General features: G+C 59.0%; 9 protein-coding genes. 4 read left to right on the forward strand and 5 right to left on the reverse strand.

Annotated elements, in window-relative coordinates; translation table 11 throughout:
- Nucleotides 1-161 precede the first annotated feature (161 nt).
- Nucleotides 162-1,052, reverse strand: a complete 891-nt coding sequence (locus tag ALO43_RS11265; protein WP_005888237.1) for a LysR family transcriptional regulator — start codon at nucleotides 1,050-1,052, stop codon at nucleotides 162-164.
- 116 nt (nucleotides 1,053-1,168) lie between these two features.
- Between ALO43_RS11265 and ALO43_RS11270 the strand changes: the two genes are divergently transcribed.
- From ALO43_RS11270 to ALO43_RS11285, 4 genes are all read left to right on the forward strand, one after another.
- The gene (locus ALO43_RS11270; RefSeq protein ID WP_005888235.1) at nucleotides 1,169-2,425 is read left to right on the forward strand and encodes an MFS transporter; all 1,257 of its coding nucleotides are present in this window, start codon (nucleotides 1,169-1,171) and stop codon (nucleotides 2,423-2,425) included.
- A 387-nt stretch (nucleotides 2,426-2,812) separates the two neighbouring features.
- Entirely contained in the window at nucleotides 2,813-4,162 is a 1,350-nt protein-coding gene (locus ALO43_RS11275; RefSeq protein ID WP_053479842.1) for a GntT/GntP/DsdX family permease, read from the forward strand.
- Nucleotides 4,163-5,023 (forward strand): MurR/RpiR family transcriptional regulator, encoded by an 861-nt coding sequence (locus ALO43_RS11280; protein ID WP_024668741.1) that lies wholly within the window; start codon nucleotides 4,163-4,165, stop codon nucleotides 5,021-5,023. It abuts the gene before it with no gap.
- A 3-nt stretch (nucleotides 5,024-5,026) separates the two neighbouring features.
- A complete protein-coding gene (locus ALO43_RS11285; protein WP_054997510.1) occupies nucleotides 5,027-6,502 on the forward strand; it encodes an N-acyl-D-amino-acid deacylase family protein in 1,476 nt (491 codons plus the stop codon).
- A gap of 67 nt (nucleotides 6,503-6,569) precedes the next feature.
- Here ALO43_RS11285 and hemE read toward each other — a convergent pair whose 3' ends face one another.
- From hemE to gltB, 4 genes are all read right to left on the reverse strand, one after another.
- Nucleotides 6,570-7,634, reverse strand: coding sequence for a uroporphyrinogen decarboxylase (hemE, locus tag ALO43_RS11290; protein WP_054997511.1), 1,065 nt, complete (start codon nucleotides 7,632-7,634; stop codon nucleotides 6,570-6,572).
- A gap of 157 nt (nucleotides 7,635-7,791) precedes the next feature.
- Entirely contained in the window at nucleotides 7,792-11,016 is a 3,225-nt protein-coding gene (locus tag ALO43_RS11295; protein WP_054997512.1) for a dermonecrotic toxin domain-containing protein, read from the reverse strand.
- A 284-nt stretch (nucleotides 11,017-11,300) separates the two neighbouring features.
- A complete protein-coding gene (locus ALO43_RS11300; RefSeq protein ID WP_005888224.1) occupies nucleotides 11,301-12,719 on the reverse strand; it encodes an FAD-dependent oxidoreductase in 1,419 nt (472 codons plus the stop codon).
- A gap of 121 nt (nucleotides 12,720-12,840) precedes the next feature.
- Nucleotides 12,841-17,286: a glutamate synthase large subunit gene (gene gltB / locus ALO43_RS11305; protein WP_054997513.1), complete on the reverse strand. Its 4,446-nt coding sequence runs from the start codon at nucleotides 17,284-17,286 to the stop codon at nucleotides 12,841-12,843.
- Nucleotides 17,287-17,298 lie beyond the last annotated feature (12 nt).

The following is a 17,298-nucleotide window of genomic DNA, read 5'->3' on the forward strand; positions in this document are numbered from 1 at the left end:
GTTTCAGGAGATTAAGACCGCTACGATGGGCTGCAAAGGGGCCTTCGAACAGGTCTACGCTCCGCGCAGGACGAAGTTCTGGACGCCATGCAACCGATCTTGAGTCTGCGGGAGCGCACAGTTTTGTGACGCAGAGCGTGAGGAGCGATAGGTGTTCTTCCTCAGGCTACGTTGCGCGTCAGCAGGTCGGTAAATGCCTTGGCCATCGGTGATTGTTCGTCCTTGCGCTGTACCAGCCATACCGCGCTGGTTGCGCCAGGGTCGAGGACGTTGCGGTAGACCACGCCGTCAATGCGCATCCGCCGATAGGATGCAGGCAGCACCGTCACACCCAATCCGGCTGCGACCAGACCAATGATGGTCATGACTTCCCCCGCCTCCTGAGTGATAAGCGGGCTGAAACCCGCGGCGCGCGCCAGGCTCAGCACCTGCGCGTAGATGCCACTGCCATAGGTGCGCGGGAAGAACACGAACGGCTCGGCAGCCAGAGCCGCCATGTAGATCCCGTCCTCGGTACTCGCAGCCAGCGGATGGTCCGCGCGCATGATCGCCACCAGCGGCTCGTTCAGCAATTCGAACACCACCAGTGAGTCAGGCAATTCAAGTGGGCGCATGATGCCGACCTGAATGGTCTTGTCCTCAAGACCTGCGGCCACTTCCTGGCTGGTGATTTCGGTCAGGGTAAGGTGTACGTCGGGGTAGGCCTGACGAAACGCAAAGATTGCCTGTGGAATGCTGGAAGTAAACGGCGCCGAGGACGTAAAGCCGATCTTCAGCTCACCGATTTCCCCCAGTTGCGCACGTCGCGCCACATCGGTGGCCTTGTCGACCTGAGCCAATACCAGACGTGCCTCTTCAAGAAACAGCCGCCCGGATTCACTTAGTTCAACACGGCGGTTGGTGCGGTCGAACAGCCGCGTGCCGAGCTCTTGCTCCAGCGTCTGGATCTGCTGACTGAGCGGCGGTTGAGAGATCCCCAGCGCCTGCGCTGCACGGCCGAAATGCAGCTCTTCGGCAACCGCGATGAAGTAACGCAGATGGCGCAATTCCATGCGACCCCCATTAAGTCGTTTTACCTATCAAACAGGTCGAACAATATATTGGATGGAATGATTAGCTAGCTATATGATTTTTTCATTGTCCGTCCAATAGTGCCCAGAGGTCCCCCTTGAATCCTGCCGTGGCCCCGCCCGTAACAGCCCAGAACACATCCGCTGAAACGTCTGGCGACACCTACATCGAAAAGAACACGCCGCTTTTCAAACGCACTGCACTGGCGCTGTTCGCTGGCGGATTTTCTACCTTCACCCTGTTGTATTGCGTCCAGCCGATGATGCCGACGCTGTCCGGCGAGTTCTCGTTATCAGCCGCTCAGAGCAGTCTGATCCTTTCGGTTGCCACGGCAATGCTCGCGATCGGCCTGCTGATTACCGGGCCGATATCCGACCGGCTCGGGCGCAAGTCGGTGATGGTCATGGCGCTGTTCTGCGCATCGCTGTTCACCATCGCCAGTGCGTTGATGCCAAGCTGGGAAGGTGTTCTTGTGACCCGCGCATTGGTCGGTCTGTCGCTGAGCGGTCTCGCGGCCGTAGCGATGACCTACCTGAGCGAGGAAATACACCCCACGCATCTGGGCCTGGCGATGGGACTGTACATCGGCGGCAGCGCAGTCGGCGGCATGAGCGGTCGATTGATCGTCGGCGTCCTGATTGACTACGTGAGCTGGCATGCAGCGATGCTGGTGGTCGGCGGGCTGGCCCTGATCGCAGCGGTGGTGTTCTGGAAAATCCTCCCGGAATCGCGCAATTTCCGCCCCCGTTCGTTGCACCCGCGCAGCCTGCTGGACGGCTTTGTGGTGCAGTTTAGAGACGCTGGGTTGCCGCTGCTGTTTCTGATCGGCTTTCTGCTGATGGGCGCCTTCGTCACGCTGTTCAACTACATCGCATACCGCTTTCTGAGCGCACCCTACAACCTGAGCCAGGCCGTGGTCGGGGTATTTTCCGTGGTGTATCTGTCGGGCATCTACAGCTCGGCGAAGATTGGCTCACTGGCCGACCGACTGGGCCGCCGACAAGTGCTGTGGGCCGTAATCGTGATGATGCTGGCGGGCCTGTTATTGACTCTGTTCACACCACTGCCCTTGGTAATAATCGGCGTGCTGATCTTCACCTTCGGCTTTTTCGGCGCGCACTCGGTGGCCAGCAGCTGGGTGGGCCGCAGGGCCACCACGGCCAGAGGCCAGGCCGCTTCACTCTACCTGTTCTGCTACTACGCCGGCTCCAGCGTGGCCGGAACCGGCGGCGGAGTGTTCTGGCACTACGCGGGGTGGAACGGTATCGGGCTATTTATCGGCGTACTGCTGTTGATAGCGCTGGGGGTTGCGTTGAGGCTGGCGCGGCTGCAACCGCTGGGTGCCAAGGTCTAACGACCTGTTTGACAGCCCACCACAAAAGCAGACTTCTCATGTTGCCATTGCGGCAGAGAGATAGCCCTTGATGAAAACTATTGGCCGTTGACAAACCATCCTGGAAACCATGGCCAGGAAAGACGCGATGTAAGCCCTTGGGGCTGTTACTGGAAACATCGAATAAGAAAATTATTTTCACATATTTTTTTATATCCAGTTTTCGTGTAATTTATTTTCATCACGAAAACAGAGATAACAATAATGAATACCTGTGATCGCCCTGAAACCTGCCTGTATTCTTTACCAGCGTCATCCCTGCCGAGTACTCCCGGGCTGCCTCCTGGCTGACGGTTTCCGCCGTTGCTGTTGCGCCCTCGCCTACCTACTTTGCAAGGAACCGCTGCTATGTCGCCGTCACCCGGTATTTCGCTGTTGGTCTACGCTGCTGTCGCAATCATTGCCTTGATCGTGCTGATCGCGCGTTATCGCCTTAACCCTTTTATCGTGATTACCCTTGTTTCAGTCGGTCTGGCGCTGGTTGCCGGGATGCCGGCCAGTGGCGTGGTCGCCTCTTATGAAGCAGGGGTCGGCAAAACGCTGGGGCATATCGCGCTGGTCGTGGCGCTGGGTACCATGCTGGGCAAGATGATGGCCGAATCCGGCGGTGCCGAGCAGGTGGCTCGCACCCTGATTGACCGCTTTGGTGAACGCAATGCGCATTGGGCCATGGTCTGCATCGCTTTCCTGGTGGGCCTGCCGCTATTTTTCGAAGTCGGTTTTGTGTTGCTGGTGCCCATCGCCTTCACCGTAGCCCGCCGCGTCGGGGTGTCGATTCTGATGGTCGGCCTGCCGATGGTCGCCGGTCTGTCGGTCGTACACGCACTCGTGCCGCCCCACCCCGCAGCGATGCTGGCCGTTCAGGCTTATCAGGCCTCGGTCGGGCAGACGCTGTTCTATGCCATTCTGATCGGCATACCCACCGCCATCATCGCAGGCCCGGTATACGCCAGATTCATTGTGCCGCGCATTCATTTGCCGACTGAAAACCCGATGGCGAAGCAATTCCTCGACCGCGAACCTCGGGCAAAACTGCCCAGCTTCGGCCTGACCATGACGACCATCCTGCTGCCAGTGCTGCTGATGTTACTGGGCGGTTGGGCCAACCTGATCAGCACGCCGGGCAGCGCCTTCAATGGTTTTCTGCTGTTCATCGGCAACTCGGTGATCGCACTGCTGCTGGCCACTCTGCTGAGTTTCTGGACGCTGGGCATCGCTCAGGGTTTCAACCGTGACTCGATCCTGAAGTTCACCAATGAGTGCCTGGCACCTACCGCCAGCATCACTTTGCTGGTCGGCGCCGGTGGCGGTTTGAACCGTATTCTGGTCGACAGCGGTGTGACTCATCAGATCGTTGGCCTGGCGCAGGACTTTCATCTGTCGCCCTTGCTGATGGGCTGGTTGTTCGCAGCACTAATGCGTGTGGCGACGGGCTCGGCGACGGTGGCGATGACCACCGCATCGGGGATCGTTGCGCCTGTGGCAATGGGCCTGGGTTACCCACATCCCGAGTTGCTGGTGCTGGCGACGGGCGCAGGCTCGGTGATCTTTTCCCACGTCAACGACGGCGGTTTCTGGCTTATCAAAGAGTACTTCAACATGACCGTAGCGCAAACATTCAAGACCTGGACGGTACTGGAGACGCTGATTTCCATCATCGCCTTTGCCTTTACCCTGGGCCTGGCACAGGTGCTCTGAGTGGACATTCTGTACCAGATACGTGCCCGCCAGGATTCACTCAGCGCGGGTGAAAGCCGGATCGCCAAGCTGGTGCTCAGCGATATCGCCTTTGCTGCAAGTGCCAGCCTGGATGAGCTGGCCAGCCGCGCCGAAGTCAGCAGCGCCACGCTGTCGCGCTTCGCCCGCAGCATTGGTTGCCGTGACCTGCGCGACCTGCGTCTGCAACTCGCCCAGGCCAGCGGCGTTGGCAGCCGCTTTCTGCACCCGGAACAGGCTCCGGAGCAGTCGGCTTTTTTCACTCAGATTGTCGGCGACATTGAAGACACACTGCGTCGGCACCTCGCCGGGTTTGATGCATCGCGCTTTGCGGCAGCGGTAGCGTGTGTCGCCGATGCGCGGATGATTCATACGTTCGGCGTGGGCGGCTGCTCAAGCCTGTGCAGCGAAGAACTGCAAACCCGGCTGGTGCGTCTGGGCTACCCGGTGGCTGCCTGCCGCGACCCGGTAATGATGCGCATGATAGCCGCCACGCTTGGTCCGCAGCACAGCTTGATTGTCTGTTCGCTCAGCGGCCGCACGCCAGAGCTGCTCGACGCGGTTAGCCTGGCGCGCAGCTATGGCGCACGCGTGCTGGCCATCACCTTGCCTGACTCGCCCTTGGCGCAACTGGCAGAGGTGGTATTGCCGCTGCAGATTGCCGAAACCAATTTCATCTATAAACCCACCGCAGCGCGCTACGGCATGCTGCTGACAATCGATGTGCTCGCCACTGAACTGGCGTTGCTGAGCCCTGAAGAAAATCAGGAGCGGCTGCGCCGGATCAAGCTTGCACTGGATGAATACCGAGGCGGCGAAGACGGCTTGCCGCTGGGAGACTGAACCATGCTTTATGACCTGATCATTCGCGACGTGCTGGTCATCGACGGCAGTGACACGCCCGGCATGCGCGCCGATGTGGCAATCAGCGATGGACGCATCCAGCGCATCGGCAACCTGAACGGTGCCAGCGCGCGCGAAGAAGTCCATGCTGCGGGTCGTGTGCTGGCCCCCGGTTTTATCGATGTCCACACCCATGACGACACGGTGGTCATTCGCAAACCGGACATGCTGCCCAAGATCAGTCAGGGCGTGACGACGGTTATCGTAGGCAACTGCGGAATCAGCGCATCACCTGTCTCGCTACGCGGTGATCCGCCCGACCCGATGAACTTGTTGGGCAACGCGCGTGCCTTTGTCTACCCGCGTTTCGCCGATTACCGCGCAGCTGTGGACAACGCACGGCCTGCCGTCAACGTAGCTGCGCTGATTGGCCATACGGCATTGCGCAGCAATCACATGGACGACTTGTTGCGCAGCGCCAGCGCGGAAGAAATCACCGCGATGCGCAAACAGTTGCGTGACAGTCTGGAAGAAGGCGCGTTGGGTTTGTCGACCGGACTTGCCTACGCTTCGGCCTTTGCTGCCGAAACCAGTGAAGTCAAACAGCTGGCTGAAGAGCTGACAGCCTTTGGCGCTGTTTACACCACGCATTTGCGCAGCGAATTCGAGCCGGTGCTGGAAGCGATGGCCGAGGCGTTCGATATAGGCCGCCATGCACGCTCGCCGGTGGTCATTTCCCACATGAAATGCGCTGGCGCAGGTAACTGGGGCCGCAGCCCGCAATTGCTGGCTGCGCTGGAAAAAGCCGCAGAGAACCATCCGGTTGGCTGCGACTGTTATCCCTATGCGGCCAGTTCCTCGACGCTGGACCTCAAACAGGTCACCGATGCTTTCCGTATCACCATTACCTGGTCAACGCCGCACCCGGACCAAGGCGGTCGGGACCTGCAGGACATTGCCGCCGACTGGGAGCTGTCATTGATGGACACCGCGCGCAAGTTACAGCCTGCAGGGGCGGTTTATTACGGAATGGATGAGGGGGACGTCGAACGCATTCTGTCTCATCCGCTGTCGATGATCGGCTCCGACGGCCTTCCAGAAGACCCGTTTCCACATCCTCGCCTATGGGGCGCGTTCCCGCGCGTGCTCGGCCATTTCAGCCGGGACAAAGGCCTGTTTGCGCTGCACACCGCCGTACACAAAATGACCGGTCTTTCGGCGGCGCGCTTTGCCTTGCACGAGCGTGGCTTGATCCGGGAGGGTTATTGGGCGGATCTGGTGTTGTTCAACCCGCAAACCGTGCGCGACATCGCGGATTTCAAAGACCCTCAGCGAGCGGCACAAGGCATTGACGGCGTCTGGGTAAACGGCCGGTTGAGCTATGCCGACGGCAAACCGCAAGGGCAGCGACAAGGCAGGTTCCTGCCGCGCAATGGTTCATTGGTGGATGGCTTCGCGGGTGCAAAAACGCCGACTTGATCGTCGGCGCTGAAGAGGATCGATGTGTATTGGCGTCTTGGTGTATAGACACATCGGCAACACGTGGTTACTGGTGATACTGCGCCGACAACTCGTGTACCGCTTCGATGAACGCGCCAGCGTTGGCCGGGTCGACTTCCGGGGTGATGCCGTGGCCGAGGTTGAAGACGTGGCCCGTGCCGCTGCCGTAGCTGGCGAGGATGCGCGCGACTTCCTTGCGGATGGCTTCAGGGCGGGCGTAGAGCACCGTCGGGTCCATGTTGCCTTGCAGCGAAACCTTGTTGCCGACACGCTGCCGTGCTTCGCCGATGTCGCAGGTCCAGTCCAGGCCAAGGGTATCTGCACCAATGTCGGCGATGCTTTCCAGCCACAGCCCACCGCCTTTGGTGAAGACGATGACTGGCACCTTGCGCCCGTCATGTTCGCGAATCAGGCCGTTGACGATCTTGCGCATGTAGGCCAGCGAAAACTCTTGATAAGCCGCTGATGACAGGCTGCCGCCCCAACTGTCGAAAATCTGCACGGCCTGGGCACCGGCCATGATCTGGCCGTTCAGGTACGAGGTCACCGACTGCGCCAGTTTGTCCAGCAGCAGGTGCATGGCCTGCGGGTTGTCGTAGAGCATGGCCTTGGATTTGCGGAAGTCCTTCGAAGAACCGCCTTCGACCATGTAGGTCGCCAGGGTCCAGGGGCTGCCAGCAAAACCGATCAGCGGCACACGACCGTTGAGTTCACGGCGAATAGTGCTGACGGCGTCCATCACATAACCCAGGTCCTTCTGCGCATCCGGGACCGGCAGGGCTTCGATATCGGCCAGAGTACTGACGGTTTTCTTGAAGCGCGGGCCTTCGCCGGTCTCGAAATACAGACCCAGGCCCATCGCGTCAGGAATGGTGAGGATGTCGGAGAACAGAATCGCCGCATCAAGCGGGTAGCGATCCAGCGGCTGCAACGTGACTTCACAGGCGAACTGCGGGTTCTTGCACAGGCTCATGAAGTCCCCGGCACTGGCACGACTGGCGCGGTATTCCGGCAGGTAACGCCCAGCCTGACGCATCATCCATGCCGGCGTGACGTCTACGGGTTGCTTGAGCAAAGCGCGAAGGAAACGGTCGTTCTTCAGGGCAGTCATGTCGGCATCCGCAATAAAAGTGCCGGCATTTTCTCAGAGCACGACGCAAAAGGCACGGCGAGAGCCGTGCCTTTTGTCTATTGGAGCGATTTGTCGCAATAATTGACCTTTAATGACGGCTTCGCCTGCTCCGGAAAAACACCGGCCAGCCGCTTCATCAATGAGGGTCCAAAATGCTGTGGACTTTCAAAACCCCTTTTTTTGGTGGCTCGAACATCAAGCGCCAGGCGCCACGCCCTGTACTTTTGCCAACGCCGGGCAGGTCCAGCGAGTAAAGCCCTGCTTTCGATGGATGCAGGCTGCCCTTACCTTCCAGGCGGTACTTTTCAACGGCTTTTTTGACGACCGGTATCAGATCGTCCTGGATGTTTTTCTGGGCTTTCTTGAAAGCGCTGCTCTCGAAGAATCCACTCATGTCCAGTTCGAACAGTTTTTTCCCCGTGCTTATGTCCGGCGAACTTGTGTCACTTCCCGAGCCACTGTCGGACTTCTTCGCTTTGGAGCCCTTCTTGCCACCGCGCAGTCCTACCGACACCTGCACCCAGCTACCCTTTTCGTCGAAGCGGATCGGCACCTGATAGTACGCATCTGGACGCCTGGCATCGATCACTCGCCAGGTAGCGACATCGGTGTCGTACCTGACCGCATAGGTCTTGCCCTGCTGCACCGCATAAAAACGACTGGCAGCACCTTCCTGAACCTTTTCGTGGACACCTTTGTAAATCCCGTCTTCACGCAGGTTCAGTCCACGAGGCGCTCTGGAGACGGCAATCTTCGGATCAAGTGCCGCGCGGCCAACTGCAATTGCTGTCGGCGATTTGACCCGGCGGCTTGTCGGAACAATCAAGCCATCAGCCAGCAACAACGCCGCCTGGACAAAATACAACGAGGCACCTTTCTCATCACCGCCAGCCTTCTGGACGCCTTGCCAGATGGCGTAAAAGCTTCGGATCGCGGCAATCGGCAACCTGACCCTGAACGGCGCGAAAGCAAGCACGATGTCGCCGAAGGTTTTAGCAATTTCCCAGGCACTCTCCCAGTTGGTCTCCCAGGTGCTTGTGGTTTGTTCGTCTACGGCAGAAATGACACGCTCGACCTCAAAATCATAAATGGCCTCGAGAAAACTCCCGTTACACGGCAGCAACTCCATCGATAGAGCATCCCGACCAGCCGTCAACGCATGCCTGATATCGGCTCGGGATGCCAGATGCGCCCTGCTGACCAGATAGTCCAGCAAAGCAGGCTCGAGGAGTACCTGATTCAGAAACTCCTCAGCGCTGCTTATTTCCCGAAAACACAGGCCATCAGGCGCCTGCGGAGTAAAAACGACTACCGTCACCACGCTAGCACGCGACTCGACGCTGAATACCAGAATCCCGCCCAATGGAATGCCGTGGATGGACAACTGGCTGACCTGGATGCGATGCCCCTCCACTGCCTCCCGCTCGTCGTTATCGACCGGGTGATTCAGTGCCGCCATTACCCACTTGTAGCCTCTGTTGGCCAGTTCCTCGGGCAGACCGCCATCACCCAGAAAATCACCAGCCATTTTCGCTTCGATCGCATCCAGACGCATCTGGGCTTGCATGGCCCGCGCATAACACTCCCGGTGCCATTGACCAGAGGCAGAGGTCGAGAGGACGGTCCTCAGGAAATTCGAATAGTCTTCGCCGATGTTCAAATCACGAATCATTGCGAACAGATAGCCTGCATTCAAAAAGCTGAGCCGTTGCCCCTGACTGTCAAATGCATGGCTTGCGAGAAGGAAATTGAGGTTGGTGACAGCAAGGTTTTTCAGGGATAGATCAGTGAGGCTGCGTGACTCGGTCACGTATTGCGGCTCCAGCTCCGAAGGACCTGCAAAACCGAAATCGATATCCACCACAGTGTCCGGATCAATTTCGACACTGTAGGTGTGGACACTGATTTCGTCAGGGTCCACCGCTACACCGTGATCGAGCATGATTCGCTCTTTCAGTTTTTCACGCGCATATTTTCGTAGCTGCTCTGGCTGACCGTGCAGGGAAGGGTCGAGCAGATCAGGCGTCTGTGCTTCGAGCAACGCCATGCTGTAATCATGTACCGCCGTCTTCCAGTTGCGCTTATCGGCGTCGGTTGCGTTCGCAAACCATTCGGGCAAAAAACCGGTATCGATTTCAGTTGGTTTCTCGGGGTCGAACCAGCCTTGGTTTTCATTAATCGCCTGCCGGGTCAAAAGGCTGCGGAAACCTTTTGTATCCTGCTCGAACTGCAGCCCCAACAGCGCGCGTTCGTCATCCTTCAATTGCGAACTGATTGCCAGATAGAAACTGTCGGTGCCCTCTTTGAATTCGGTGATCTCGCGATTACTCGCATCCTGTGCGCGATAATTACCGTAGCCGTCATGCAGCAATACAATCTGGGTTTCATCCGTCCTGGCAGCTACATATGCCTCCTTGTCGACTTCGACGATAACGAGTTCACGCCGCAATTCGCTCGCCAACAGCTCACTTGCAACCTTGTAGGCCAGTTCATGTGTATACGAATTGAAAAACCGTGTTCGTGACAGGCCATCAATCGCCAGACTGCTACTCCATTCTTTCGAGGAAATAGTCATCGCCTCAACGAAAGCATCCGGCAAAATGCCGTTTTCCAGGAAGTCAGTCTCCTGCTCCTCTGACAGTTTCATATGATCCTGCAGGTCTTCAAGACGTCCGAGCGGCACGTCGGGGGTCAGTGCGTTGAGTATGCTCAGGACTGGAGAGCGCTCAGCCTGCCCGCGCTTCCAAAGCGGCAAAAATGGATTGGGCGGCCTGATCAGCGATTGGCTCTTGAAGGCGAAGTCAGCAGCCAGAAAGGCGTCGAAAAACAAAGGCCGCTGCGCTCGCGCCAGCCCGGCAACCTGCTCACGCAGGGTCACGATTCGGCCGGGCACACTGTTGCTTCCAGGGAAGTTGCCACCCGCGCCCAAGGTACAACTGGGTGGCAGCTGGCTGAACACCAGATGCAACAGCGGCTCTTCATCGGCGATGGAAACACCATCAGGCGCGATATACGTATCGTCAGCGCTTTGCGTCAATACGACGGTCTGTCGAGCAACGCTTTTATCGTTGCCTTTCAAATACAGCGCCAGCACTTCGTCGTTTTCGCTCTGAACCCGAAGCATCAGGTCAGCAGGCCATTCCGGCATTTGAACCAGCAAGGCAAACAGCGCGCCGTCATCGCCGTCAGGGAAGTAATTCTTTTCCGGGAAGTGCTCAATGAACTGATCAACGAATCGGTCCGCACGCTCGCGAGCACGATGCTCGCGAATGGCAAGGGTGCTGGGCGTGAACCGATGTGATCCAGCGTCCAGTTGATCATAGGACCGGGCCAGCTTGCCCGCAGGTGCTGCTCTCGACATGGCTATTTCCTTATAGCGACATGGATGGCGGGAGCGTCGGTATGTCGATGAGCCCCCGATGAGGGCGCGAGAGTAAGCGCTTTCCAGAAGCATCAGCAGAGGGCAGAAACCAGCGGTAACGCATCGGCTGTCGTACCTGCTTCAGCAGGTCATGACCGGAATCAAGGGAAGGGGATGAAACCTCGAGAAGCCGCCCCTGGCAGGGCGGCAAAACTCAACGAGCGGCATGTTTGAGGACTGAGTCAGAGTTATTTCAAGAAGTCACAACTCAGCCTTATCGTCACTCAGACGCCCAGATAATCCATGATCCCTTCAGCCGCATTGCGGCCTTCGAAAATCGCAGTCACCACCAGGTCGGACCCGCGAACCATATCGCCGCCAGCGAAGATTTTCGGGTTGCTGGTCTGGTGCTTGTACTGCGCCTGTTCAGGAGCAACGACGCGCCCCTGGCTGTCGGTGCTGATTGTGAAGGGTTCGAACCACGCGGCCGGGCTTGGGCGGAAGCCGAAAGCGATGACCACTGCGTCTGCCGGAATGATCTCTTCAGAACCCGGAATCGGCTCGGGGCTGCGACGGCCACGGGCGTCGGGCTCGCCAAGACGCGTCTCGACGACCTTGACCCCTTCGACCTTGCCATTGCCAACGATGGCGATAGGCTGACGGTTGTAGAGGAAGCGTACACCTTCTTCCTTGGCGTTTTTAACTTCCTTGCGCGAGCCAGGCATGTTTTCTTCGTCGCGACGGTAGGCGCAGGTCACCGACTTGGCACCCTGACGAATCGAGGTACGGTTGCAGTCCATCGCCGTGTCGCCACCGCCCAGTACCACAACCCGCTTGCCCTTCATGTCGACAAAATCTTCCGGCGCCTTTTCAAAGCCCAGGTTGCGGTTGACGTTGGCGATCAGGAAGTCGAGTGCATCGTGGACGCCCGGCAGGTCTTCACCGGCAAAACCGCCTTTCATGTAGGTGTAGGCGCCCATGCCCATGAACACTGCATCGTATTCTTCGAGCAGCTGATCGATGGTGATGTCCTTGCCGATTTCGGTGTTGAGTCGAAACTCGATGCCCATGTCGGTGAACACTTCGCGGCGATGGCTGAGCACGGATTTTTCAAGCTTGAACTCTGGGATGCCAAAGGTCAGCAGACCACCGATTTCCGGGTTCTTGTCGAACACCACGGGGGTCACGCCACCGCGCACCAGCACGTCTGCACAGCCCAGGCCTGCAGGCCCGGCACCGATGATGGCCACACGTTTGCCGGTCGGCACGACGCGCGACATGTCCGGACGCCAGCCCATGGCGAATGCGGTGTCGGTGATGTACTTCTCGACCGAACCGATGGTGACGGCACCAAAACCGTCGTTCAGCGTGCAGGCGCCTTCACACAGGCGGTCCTGGGGGCACACGCGGCCGCAGACTTCCGGCAGGGTGTTGGTCTGGTGAGATAATTCCGCAGCCGCGAGAATATTGCCCTCGGCGACCAGCTTGAGCCAGTTGGGAATGAAGTTGTGCACCGGGCACTTCCACTCGCAATAAGGATTGCCGCACCCCAGGCAACGGTGCGCCTGATCGGCGGACTGCTGAGGTTTGAAAGGTTCATAGATTTCCACGAACTCTTTCTTGCGTTGACGCAGCAGTTTCTTCTTCGGGTCTTTACGCCCGACGTCGATGAACTGGAAGTCGTTACTGAGACGTTCAGCCATTCTCTGGAGCCTCTTTACAGCCGCTTCAAGCTACGCACTTGAAGCGGCAAAAATCATGATCGCAGGCAATACGCGCACTGCCGTTGGCTTGCGGCCTGCAACAGGCCGCTAGCAGCTGCTTTTATTGCGGATTCGCACGGGTACTGGAGAGCAGCGATTTCAGGTTGGCCGCCTTGGGCTTGACCAGCCAGAAGCGACGCAGGTAGTCGTCCAGGTTTTCTGCCAGATTGCGACCCCACTCACTGTCGGTCTCCGCCACATACTCGTTCAGAACGCTCTGCAGGTGAGTGCGATAGGCTTCCATCGACTCGCCGCTGATGCGCTGGATCTCGACCAGCTCGTGGTTGACGAGGTCAACGAAGGTGTTGTCCTGGTCGAGCACATAAGCGAAACCGCCGGTCATGCCGGAACCGAAGTTGTAACCGGTCTTGCCCAATACGCAGACGAAACCGCCGGTCATGTATTCGCAGCAGTGGTCACCGGTGCCTTCCACAACCGTGTGCGCACCCGAGTTACGCACTGCGAAACGCTCGCCTGCCGTGCCCGCAGCAAACAGCTTGCCGCCGGTTGCGCCGTACAGGCAGGTGTTACCGATAATCGCGCTCTCGTTGGTCTTGAACGGGCTGCCCTTGGGCGGCACGATCACCAGTTTGCCAGCGGTCATGCCTTTACCGACATAGTCGTTGGCATCGCCTTCCAGATACATGTTCAGGCCACCGGCGTTCCACACCCCGAAGCTCTGACCGGCAGTGCCTTTGAAGCGGAACGTGATCGGCGCCCTGCTCATGCCCTGATTGCCGTGCAGCCGGGCGATTTCGCCAGAAATCCGCGCGCCGATGGAACGGTCGCAGTTGCAGATGTCCAGTTCGTACTCGCCGCCACTGAGCGCTTCGATGGCCGGTTTGGCCAGCTCTACCATTTTCTCTGCCAGCAGCCCTTTGTCGAATGGCGGGTTGCGATCAACCAGGCTGAATTGTGGCTTGTCAGCCGGTATGTGATCGCTGCCCAGCAAAGGCGTGAGGTCCAGATGCTGCTGCTTCTCGGTTTCGCCCGGCAGAATGTCCAGCAGGTCGGTACGACCGATCAGCTCTTCCAGCGAGCGAACGCCCAGCTTGGCCAGCCACTCGCGGGTTTCTTCAGCCACATAAGTGAAGAAGTTGATCACCATGTCGACGGTGCCGATGTAGTGGTCCTTGCGCAGCTTTTCGTTCTGCGTCGCAACGCCGGTGGCGCAGTTGTTCAGGTGACAGATACGCAGGTATTTGCAGCCCAGTGCAATCATTGGCGCGGTGCCGAAGCCGAAGCTTTCAGCGCCGAGAATCGCCGCCTTGATCACGTCGAGGCCGGTTTTCAGGCCACCGTCGGTCTGCACCCGGACCTTGCCGCGCAGATCGTTGCCGCGCAGGGTCTGGTGGGTTTCCGCCAGGCCCAGTTCCCACGGCGCGCCAGCGTATTTGATCGAGGTCAGCGGCGATGCACCGGTGCCGCCGTCGTAGCCGGAAATGGTGATCAGGTCGGCATAGGCCTTGGCCACGCCTGCGGCAATGGTGCCGACGCCGGCTTCTGCCACCAGCTTGACCGAGACCAGCGCTGCCGGGTTGACCTGTTTCAGGTCGAAAATCAGCTGCGACAAGTCTTCGATGGAGTAGATATCGTGGTGCGGCGGCGGCGAAATCAGCGTCACGCCCGGTACGGCATAGCGCAACTTGGCGATCAGGCCATTGACCTTGCCGCCCGGCAGTTGCCCGCCCTCGCCCGGCTTGGCGCCTTGCGCGACCTTGATTTGCAATACGTCGGCATTGACCAGGTATTCAGGCGTGACACCAAAGCGGCCAGTGGCGATCTGCTTGATCTTGGAGCTGCGGATCGTGCCGTAGCGCGCAGGGTCTTCGCCGCCCTCACCGGAGTTGGAGCGTGCGCCCAGCCGGTTCATCGCCTCGGCCAATGCTTCGTGAGCTTCAGGCGACAAGGCCCCCAGCGAAATACCGGCCGAGTCGAAGCGCTTGAGGATTTCGCTCAGTGGCTCGATTTCGTCGATGTTCAGCGGCTGGTCGAGGGTCCTGACCTGCAGCAAGTCACGGATCATCGACACCGGACGCTGATCCACCAGCGCGGTGTATTCCTTGAACTTGCTGTAGTCGCCCTGCTGCACAGCGGCCTGCAGGGTACTCACCACGTCCGGGTTATAGGCGTGGTATTCGCCACCGTAGACGAACTTCAACAGACCGCCCTGCTGGATCGGCTTGCGCGGGCTCCAGGCTTCGGCCGCCAGCGCTTTCTGTTCGGCTTCGAGGTCGACGAAGCGCGCGCCTTTCAGACGGCTCGGCACACCACGGAAGCTGGTGTTGCAGACTTCCTCGGACAGGCCGATGGCTTCGAACAACTGCGCGCCACGATAGGACGCAACAGTCGAGATACCCATCTTCGACAGAATCTTGAGCAGGCCCTTGGTGATGCCTTTGCGGTAGTTCTTGAAGACTTCATACAGATCGCCCAGCACTTCGCCGGTACGGATCAGGTCGCCCAGCACTTCGTAGGCCAGGAACGGGTAGACCGCCGAAGCACCGAAACCGATCAGCACAGCGAAGTGATGCGGGTCACGCGCCGTGGCGGTTTCGACCAGAATGTTGCTGTCACAACGCAGGCCCTGTTCAGTCAGGCGATGGTGAACAGCGCCGACTGCCAGCGAAGCGTGAACCGGCAGTTTGCCCGGCGCAATGTGGCGGTCGCTCAGCACAATCAGGGTGTGCCCGGAACGCACCGCTTCTTCGGCCTGATCGGCTACGTTGCGCACAGCGGCTTCAAGGCCCAGGCTTTCGTCGTAGTTCAGGTCGATGATGTGGCGCTCGAAACCCGGACGCTCGAGGTTCATCAGCGAACGCCATTTGGCCGGCGAAATGACCGGCGAGCTGAGGATCACGCGCGAAGCATGCTCTGGCGACTCCTGGAATATGTTGCGCTCGGCACCGAGGCAGATCTCCAGCGACATGACGATGGCTTCACGCAGCGGGTCGATCGGCGGGTTGGTGACCTGCGCGAACTGCTGGCGGAAGTAGTCGTAAGGCGAGCGCACACGGCGCGACAATACTGCCATCGGCGTGTCATCGCCCATCGAGCCCACGGCTTCCTGGCCCTGCTCACCCAATGGGCGCAGCACCTGATCACGCTCTTCGAACGTGACCTGATACATCTTCATGTACTGCTTGAGCTGCTCGCTGTCGTAGAAAGCCGAACCGTGGTCGTTGTCTTCCATGGTGGCCTGAATGCGCAGCGCATTCTTGCGCAGCCATTGCTTGTACGGATGACGCGACTTGAGGCGGTTGTCGATGGCATCGGTGTCGAGGATCTGCCCGGTTTCGGTGTCCACGGCGAAGATCTGCCCCGGACCGACACGGCCCTTGGCGATGACGTCTTCGGGCTTGTAGTCCCACACTCCGATTTCCGACGCGAGGGTGATGTAGCCATTCTTGGTCGTGACCCAGCGCGCCGGGCGCAGGCCATTGCGGTCGAGCAGGCATACCGCATGACGACCTTCGGTCATCACAATGCCGGCCGGGCCGTCCCACGGCTCCATGTGCATGGAGTTGTATTCATAGAAGGCGCGTAGATCCGGGTCCATGGTCTCGACGTTCTGCCACGCAGGCGGAATGATCATGCGCACGCCACGGAACAGGTCGATACCACCGGTAACCATCAGCTCGAGCATGTTGTCCATGCTCGACGAGTCGGAGCCCACGCGATTGACCAGCGGGCCGAGTTCGTCCAGCTCCATCAGGTCATTGGTGAACTTGGTGCGACGCGCCTGTGCCCAGTTGCGGTTGCCGGTGATGGTGTTGATCTCGCCATTGTGGGCCAGAAAGCGGAAAGGCTGGGCGAGCGGCCATTTCGGCAGGGTGTTGGTCGAAAAGCGCTGGTGAAACACGCAGATCGCGGTTTGCAGACGCTCGTCGCTAAGGTCCGGGAAGAAGGCCGTGAGATCGGCCGGCATCATCAGGCCTTTATAAATGATGGTCTTGTGCGAAAAGCTGCAGATGTAGTGGTCGGTGTCTGCGGCGTTGGACACCGATGAACGACGACGCGCGCTGAACAGCTTGATTGCGAATTCCTGATCGCTCAGGCCTTCACCACCGATATAGACCTGCTCGATTTTCGGCAGACGTTCCAGCGCCAGCTGACCCAGCACGCTGGTATCAATCGGTACCTGACGCCAGCCCACCAGCTCCAGGCCTTCGGCCAGGATCTCGCGGTTCATGTTTTCGCGCGCGGCCTCGGCTTTGGTGTCGTCCTGATTGAGGAACACCATGCCCACAGCGTATTGGCGGGGCAGATCGGCGCCAAAGTGTTCTTTGGCCATTGCGCGCAGGAAGCCATCGGGCTTCTGAATCAACAGACCGCAACCGTCGCCGGTCTTGCCGTCGGCATTGATACCGCCACGGTGGGTCATGCAGGTCAGGGCCTGAACGGCCGTCTGCAACAGGTGATGACTGGGCTCGCCCTGCATATGAGCGATCAGGCCGAAGCCGCAGTTATCCTTGAATTCATCTGGTTGGTACAGACCTGCTTTCATAGACACTTTCTC

It is taken from the genome of Pseudomonas tremae (assembly GCF_001401155.1).
GTDB classification, from domain to species: Bacteria; Pseudomonadota; Gammaproteobacteria; order Pseudomonadales; family Pseudomonadaceae; genus Aquipseudomonas; species Aquipseudomonas tremae.